This window comes from Roseovarius halophilus (ex Wu et al. 2025) (assembly GCF_047086965.1).
Genome location: NZ_JBKOTX010000065.1, coordinates 21,171 through 27,558 on the forward strand (window position 1 = coordinate 21,171; position 6,388 = coordinate 27,558).

Sequence of the window (6,388 nt, forward strand, 5' to 3'; positions counted from 1 at the left end):
CGCCCGGGTGCCTTCTACGTTGTGTGGTCCGGCGCGGGTGCCGCGGCCCCCTTGCCTCCCACGATGATGCGGCCCGCAGGCCGCGCGGCGGAACCATCCCCGCCGTGACCTCAGACCTGCTTCGTGACCTGAGTGTATTCCAGTTCGACGGGCGTTTCGCGGCCGAAAATCGAAACCGTCACCTTGAGACGCTGGTTGTCTTCGTCAACTTCTTCGACCATGCCGTCAAAGTCCTCGAACGGGCCATCGTTCACCTTCACCTTTTCCCCGACCTCGAAGCTGATCAGCGTGCGCGGCTGCTCTTCGCCTTCCTGGACACGGTTGAGGATGGCGTTCACCTCGGCGTCCCGCATGGGCATCGGGCGACCCTGCGGCCCGAGAAAGCCCGTGACACGGTTGATCGAATTGATCAGGTGGTAGCCCTTGTCCGACATTTCCATGTGAACGAGTACGTAACCGGGCATGAATCGCCGCTCGGCCGTCACTTTCTTGCCGCGCCGCACCTCGATCACTTCCTCGGTAGGAACAAGAACCTCGTCTATTTCGGTCTCGAGCCCCTGCTCGGCGACGGACTGCCTGATCTGCTCGGCGATCTTTTTCTCGAAATTCGAGAGAACGCTTACCGAGTACCACCTCTTTGCCATCGTCGACCCATGTCCTTGCTGCGACCGGCCCGGGGCCGATTTCATTGTATTAACCGGGCTTTTACCCCACCCCGGAAACGAAAATCGGCGCGCAACTCGAATCGCCACGCGCCCGATGTCGAAGATCGTCGGTCCACTACCTTCGATCCCGCCTGATTTCAAGGGGCTGTCCCGGTTTTTAACGTCAACTACCCGAAGAGCCCCAGCAGACCTTGCAGGCCGCTGCGGATCAACAGATCGACAAGCGCGAAGAACACGGCGGTCAAAGCTGCCATGATGAACACCATGACGGTGGTCAAAAGAACCTCGCGCCGCGTTGGCCAGACGACCTTCGCAACTTCCGACCGGACCTGTTGTATGAACTGAAGCGGATTCGTGCGTGCCATGTGCCCTGTCATCTTTCGGATTGCTGGCTGCGCAGATACGCCGCGGGCTGCCGGAATTCAAGCGCAGATGCCGGTCATCGCAAAAACAGCCTTGCCTTTCGCCAGTACCCCTGCCCGGCGGCGCCGTCATGGTGCCGGTCGCAGGACGATCCGTGTCCCGTGCTCGATTTCCGAGGAAGGGTGCATGATGATACGCTCACCTGCTTCAAGCCCGTCCAGTATCTGCGCATGTTGGGCGTTGCGGCGCCCTGTCGTCACCTTTCGCAATGCGGCGCGCCCTTCATCCGCCACGAAAACGGCCCATGAATCGCCCTCGCGAAAAAGGGCGCTCAACGGCACGCGAAGGACATCCTGCCCTTCCCACTCCACGATCCGCAGAAAAACGGCGAAACCGTCGCCCAATTGCGCGCGCCGATCGGCAGGTGTGAGCAGGTCGAGAACCACGTCAACACGCTGCTCCTCGACCCCGAGAGCGGAAACCTTGGTGTAGGCGGCAGGTTCGATCCTTGCGATACGTGCTTCCATCACGCCGTCTCCACCCCATCGTTCGACGATCGCGCGGTCACCGACCTCCACCCTGACCGCATCGGCCGACAGCAGGTCCGCGACGATTTCAAGATCATCGGGCTTTCCCAAGGAAAGCAGTCTGGTACCCGCGGTGACCGGGCGCTCGCTGATCACGTCGATATCCAGAACCTCACCGTCAACCGGCGCCGTCAGGCGCACGCAACAGCTCTCGGTTGCGCTCGTGTTTTCCGAGCCCGGCTCGATGAGGGCCGCGCGAGCGCGATCAAGCGCGCCTTTCGCCATTTCCAACCCCGAGACCGCGGCGGCCTGCGCCGCCTCCTTGATGCCGAGTTGACGCTCGGCCGTTTCGAGCCGCGTCTCCGACGCCGCCCCGCGCGCCACCAGTTCGCGCGACCTCTCGAATTCGCGGCGCGCCTGTTCGAGCTCCTCCTGCGCCTCGCGCAACAGGCTGCGCGCCTGATGCAGTGCAGCCTCGGCCTCCCTGACGGCGGCCTGTGCCTGAATCCGGCTTCGAATATCCAGCAGGCCGGGTGCGGCAGGCTCCACCACCGCCACGACGGTCTCGCCCTCGACAACCGGGTCGCCGACACGCACCGGAGATCGCAAAGCGGTGCCTGTCATCGGCGCGGCAACTTCGTAGATCTCGCGGATCCGGGTCTTGCCGTCGGCGTTGACCGTTACCTGCAAATCGCCGCGGGTGACCTGCGCAATGTCCACGGGAACAGGTTCTGGCCGAAAAGCAACGATGCCCAGGACGACCACAATGACGAGGCCGAAGGTGACCGAGACGATGCTGCGCGTTTTGAGCGCCATGGTTGTCACTCCCGTGTTTTCATGACCTGCACAAGGTCGAGCCGATCAAGACGGCGCCGGACGATCAGGGCGGAAAAGAGAGCCGCCGCCAGGACAATGAGGCTGGCCATTGCAAGACCCGACGGCTCCAGCACGAAGGGCACCTCGTACAGATCGCTCGTCGACCCCGCCGCAAGGGCCTTGGCGATTACCGCCCCGATCATCCATCCAAGCGGTTGCGCCAGCAAGGCCAGTAACATCGTCTCACCGACAAGGATGAAGGACACTTCTGCCCGCGTGAAACCGAGGATGCGCAGGCTTGCCAATTCGCGCGCGCGCTCGGAAAGCTGGATCCGCGCCCCGTTATACGCCACCCCGAACGTGATCAGCACCGCAATCATCATGTACACGCTTGTCATGATCACGACGTTTTCCCGGATCGTTTCCTCGAACGATCGGCGCATCTCGCCAAGCAGGACAAGACCGCTGAGCTCCGGCGTGTTCTTCAGGGCGCGATGCAAGTCCGGCAGATAGCGTTCGTCCAGCATGAGGTTGGCCGTGGTGACGCGCGGCGCTTGCCGCAAGAGGCGGTTCAGCGTCCCGATATCCATGTAGGCCCCGAGGCCGAGGTACTGCGTGACAAGCCCTGCGACGCGTATCGCGTGTTTTTCGTTGCGCCCGCCCATGAATTCCACCTCGATCAGGTCGCCGGGCCGTGCCGCGAGTTGCCGCGCCAGCCTGTGGGACAAGAGGATGCCATCGTCGGGCGCATTCACGACACGCCCCGCCCCGTCCACGATCCGCGCCAGATCTGTGCCCTGCCGGCGTGCCTCGATTGGGGTGTCCTTTTCCCTGTGCCCGTTGCGCAAAACGGCCGCCTGATAATAATGGCCCTCGGCCTTCAACACGCCCGGCAGCGCCTCGACATCCGCAAGCGCAGTCTCGGGGATGTCGGGCGAGAACAGAAGCATGGCATCCTGCCGGTTGGACTGGTGGAACGTGGTATCCACGAGCTTGTCAAGCGCGTCGGAGAAGAAGCTCGACGCCACGAGAACAGCGACCGCCAGCGAAAGCCCGAACGATGTCAGCGCCGAACGCAACGGCCACCGCATGAGGCTTCGAAGGATCATGATGACGGGCTGCGACGGTCTCAGCCGTGCCAGTATCCGGTCAATCACGGTGCGTCTGAAGCGCGGCGGCGACGGCGGCGCCATCGCGACAGCCGGCGGCAGGCGTGCCGCGCGCAGGGCCCCGCGCACCGCGCCGAGCGACGCGCTCAGCAACGCCAGCACCCCGGATACGGCGTAGGCGTCATAGGCAACGCCGTAGACCAGATAGGGAAAATCGAAAAACTGCGCGTAGAGACGCGCCAGAGCGCGGGAAAGCCAACTGCCACCCCCCCATCCGAGCAGGATACCCATCAAAGCGATCAGCCCCGCCAGCATGAGGTAATGCAGGCATATCTCGAACCTGCCATAGCCGATGGCCTTCAACAGGCCGATTTCCGCACGTTCCAGCGTGATGATGCGTCCGATGACCATGCTAACCAAGAAAGCTGTGACCCCGAAGAATACCGGGGGCAGGATCATCGCCGTCGTGCGCAGTTGCTTGATTTCCGAGTCGACGAAGCTGTGTGATACCTGCTTGTCGCGCGCATAGGCACCAAGCCCGCCGTACGGCGCCAGAATATCATCCAGCCTGTCGAGGACAGGTTCCTTGCGCGCCGTCGGGGCCAGCTTGACCGTCACGTTGTTGAAAGCGCCTTCCATGTCGAAAGCAGCGGCAAGCGCACGCTCCGACATCCACAGGACGCCGAAACTCTCGTTGTCGGGCAACAGCGCGCCGGGCCCGATCGTGTAGATGAATTCGGGCGACAACAGCGTGCCGGTAAGCGTCAGCTCGCGATGGCGCCCGTTGAGATTGGCCGTGAAGGTCTCCCCCGGCCGGAGCCCGTGCGCCGCGGCGAAAGGCGCGTTGACGGCAACTTCGTCGGGGCTTGCCGGATCCGGCAGGCGCCCCCGCTGCACGAGCGGCACGTTCAAGCGAATGTCGCCATCATCGGGCAGCGACAGAATGCGGCCGGTCACGGTTTGCACACGGCCCGGCATGTCAAGAATGACATGCTCCACCACCCTTGCCTCGGCCGCGCGCACCCCGTCGATCGCGCGAATATCCTGCATGACGGAACGGGGCACGCGGTTGGCATCGGCGAAAATGTCGGCAAACCTGTTGCGGTCGTAGTAGGCCGCGCGCGTATCCTCAAGCGCACCGTACATGCCGTAGGTCGTCAGCAGGATCGCGACACCGCAGGCCAGCACGAGGGCGATCGCCAAGCCCTGAGCCCAAAGCCTGCGAAAGTCGCGCAGCAGTTTACGGTCAAGTGCACGCATCAGACGGTCACCACGAAATATCCGCGGGCGCGATACGTTCCGCATTCAGTCCGACACGGGCGATCCGGCCGTCCTGAAAGTAGATGACCCGGTGCGCCATCTTTCCGATCGCCGCGTTGTGCGTGATGACGGCGGTGGTTGTCCCAAGACGCTCGTTGACGCCTTCCAGTGCCTCGAGGACCTGAACCCCGGTCTTGCTGTCCAGCGCGCCCGTCGGCTCGTCGCACAACAGCACTTCGGGGCGTTTCGCGATAGCCCGGGCAATGGCGACACGCTGTTGTTCCCCGCCCGACATCTCGGCGGGAAAATGGTCCATGCGGCCGCTCAGCCCCACCTGCGCCAGCGCCTCCTCGGGGCGCATGGGGTTGCGGGCCACATCGGTCACAAGCTGGACATTCTCGCGGGCCGTCAGGCTGGCGACCAGGTTGTAGAACTGGAAGACGAACCCGACATGATCACGCCGGTACCGCGTCAGGCCCTTATCGTCCAACGCCGTCAATTCGAGGTCGCGGAACCAGACCCGCCCTTCGCTGGCATGATCCAGCCCGCCCAGAATGTTCAACAGTGTCGACTTGCCGCTACCCGAGGGCCCGAGCAGGACAGCAAGCTCACCCGCATACAGCTCGAGATCAACCCCGGCGAGCGCGTGCACCTTTGCGCCACCGGTATCGTAGACCTTTGTGACCCCCTTGGTTCTGAACACTTTTTCCGACACAGCGTCCTCCGTCAGCACGAGGATAGGGTGGTGCGCCGGCGGGGGCATTGACATGGCTCAAGCCATTCAGGCGGCCGACAGCCCCATGTCCCAGAAGCCGATTTCAAGCTTGGTCGCCATTCCGAACCGCCGGCACAGCGCCGGCCAGCGCGGGCTTGACTGCGGCACCTCCCCCAGGCGACGCGATACCGCCCCGTCGATGAGGCTGCCGACCGCGGTGCAAAGGTCCTGATACTCGGCCCCGCCATAGGTCTCGATCCAGTCGCGATAGGGGGTTTCGCCCGTCTGCGCGATCAAGCGATGGCCGATTTCGCCATAGCCGAGGACACATGGCGCGAGCGCGGCCAGCAGGTCGAGGAAATCGCCCGCGTGCCCGGCATCCAGAACATACCGCGTGTACGCGAGGTTCGCCGGCGCCTCCTCGGCCCGGGCAAGCGTGGCCTCGTCAATGCCCGCCTCGGCACAAGTGCTTATGTGCAAACGCATTTCCTCGTCGATAAGCGCCTGCATCGTCGCGGCGCAGAGGCGCATTTCATCTATCGTGTCGGCCTTGGTCACGGCCAGCGCCCATGCCCGGGAGAAATGGATGAGGAAGATGTAATCCTGAACGAGGTAGTGCAGGAATGCGGCGCGCGGCAGGCTCCCGGCCGCCATATCCGCAACGAAGCGGTGGCGGGTGTAGGCCGTCCAGTCCGCTCCGGCGGCGGCGCGCCACGCCACAAAGGTGTCTCCGTATCGCGTCGGCATCGCGTCGGTATCGCGCATGTTCTCAATCCTCCTCTGATTGCGTTTCCGGATCGCCGGCCGCGACCAGCGTCACCGGCCCGTCCCAGACTCAAAGTTCAAGCCGCGCCGGGGCCACGGGGCCCGAGGGGGGCGCATTTTGGTGGCCCTTTCGCTAGAATCGCGGGAAACAGGTGGCACAGGCGATTC

The 6,388-nt window shown here is 63.7% G+C and carries 6 protein-coding genes; all 6 read right to left on the reverse strand.

The features are described from left to right. Window positions 1-110: 110 nt before the first annotated feature. Window positions 111-644, reverse strand: coding sequence for a transcription termination/antitermination protein NusG (gene nusG, locus ACH107_RS14380; RefSeq protein ID WP_412506417.1), 534 nt, complete (start codon window positions 642-644; stop codon window positions 111-113). Window positions 645-832: 188 nt separating this feature from the next. Then, on the reverse strand, window positions 833-1,030 hold the full coding sequence (gene secE / locus ACH107_RS14385) for a preprotein translocase subunit SecE (RefSeq protein WP_412506418.1): 198 nt from the start codon (window positions 1,028-1,030) through the stop codon (window positions 833-835). A 126-nt stretch (window positions 1,031-1,156) separates the two neighbouring features. Continuing rightward, the gene (locus ACH107_RS14390) at window positions 1,157-2,371 is read right to left on the reverse strand and encodes an efflux RND transporter periplasmic adaptor subunit (RefSeq protein ID WP_412506419.1); all 1,215 of its coding nucleotides are present in this window, start codon (window positions 2,369-2,371) and stop codon (window positions 1,157-1,159) included. 5 nt (window positions 2,372-2,376) lie between these two features. Beyond that, on the reverse strand, window positions 2,377-4,740 hold the full coding sequence (locus ACH107_RS14395) for an ABC transporter permease (protein WP_412506420.1): 2,364 nt from the start codon (window positions 4,738-4,740) through the stop codon (window positions 2,377-2,379). Window positions 4,741-4,747: 7 nt separating this feature from the next. Next, window positions 4,748-5,503 (reverse strand): ABC transporter ATP-binding protein, encoded by a 756-nt coding sequence (locus ACH107_RS14400; protein WP_412506423.1) that lies wholly within the window; start codon window positions 5,501-5,503, stop codon window positions 4,748-4,750. Window positions 5,504-5,521: 18 nt separating this feature from the next. After that, window positions 5,522-6,220, reverse strand: coding sequence for a TenA family protein (locus tag ACH107_RS14405; protein WP_412506421.1), 699 nt, complete (start codon window positions 6,218-6,220; stop codon window positions 5,522-5,524). Window positions 6,221-6,388 lie beyond the last annotated feature (168 nt).

What these genes read in the sequence shown, in the direction of transcription:
- nusG (WP_412506417.1), bottom strand. Translation starts at nt 644, where the DNA reads ATGGCAAAGAGGTGGTACTCGGTAAGCGTTCTCTCGAATTTCGAGAAA.
- secE (WP_412506418.1), bottom strand. Translation starts at nt 1,030, where the DNA reads ATGGCACGCACGAATCCGCTTCAGTTCATACAACAGGTCCGGTCGGAA.
- ACH107_RS14390 (WP_412506419.1), bottom strand. Translation starts at nt 2,371, where the DNA reads ATGGCGCTCAAAACGCGCAGCATCGTCTCGGTCACCTTCGGCCTCGTC.
- ACH107_RS14395 (WP_412506420.1), bottom strand. Translation starts at nt 4,740, where the DNA reads ATGCGTGCACTTGACCGTAAACTGCTGCGCGACTTTCGCAGGCTTTGG.
- ACH107_RS14400 (WP_412506423.1), bottom strand. Translation starts at nt 5,503, where the DNA reads ATGCCCCCGCCGGCGCACCACCCTATCCTCGTGCTGACGGAGGACGCT.
- ACH107_RS14405 (WP_412506421.1), bottom strand. Translation starts at nt 6,220, where the DNA reads ATGCGCGATACCGACGCGATGCCGACGCGATACGGAGACACCTTTGTG.